1 pseudogene is annotated in these 263 nt (G+C 38.4%); it reads left to right on the plus strand.

The window, feature by feature from the left end:
- A pseudogene (locus tag AOA61_RS24580) lies at positions 1–263 on the plus strand (serine hydrolase); the annotation flags it as partial.

Consider the following 263-nt stretch of genomic DNA (forward strand, 5'->3'; position numbering starts at 1 on the left):
ATACTTGTTTCAGGTTTCTGCAAGAGATATGGCAAGGTTTGGACAGCTTTATCTTCAAAATGGAAAATGGGAAGAGGAACAAATAGTTCCAGAATCGTGGATTGAAGAATCTTTAAAAGCACACGCAAAAGTACCAGGAAATAATGTGTTCGACTATGGGTATTTATGGTGGGTAGCAACTTCAGGGCCATTAAGTGAATTAGGACTGTACTCTGCTGTAGGAAGATATGGTCAATCAATTGATATTGTTCCCGAATTAGATC

The organism is Pseudomonas sp. 2995-1, from assembly GCF_002742505.1.
GTDB classification, from domain to species: domain Bacteria; phylum Pseudomonadota; class Gammaproteobacteria; order Pseudomonadales; family Pseudomonadaceae; genus Aquipseudomonas; species Aquipseudomonas sivasensis.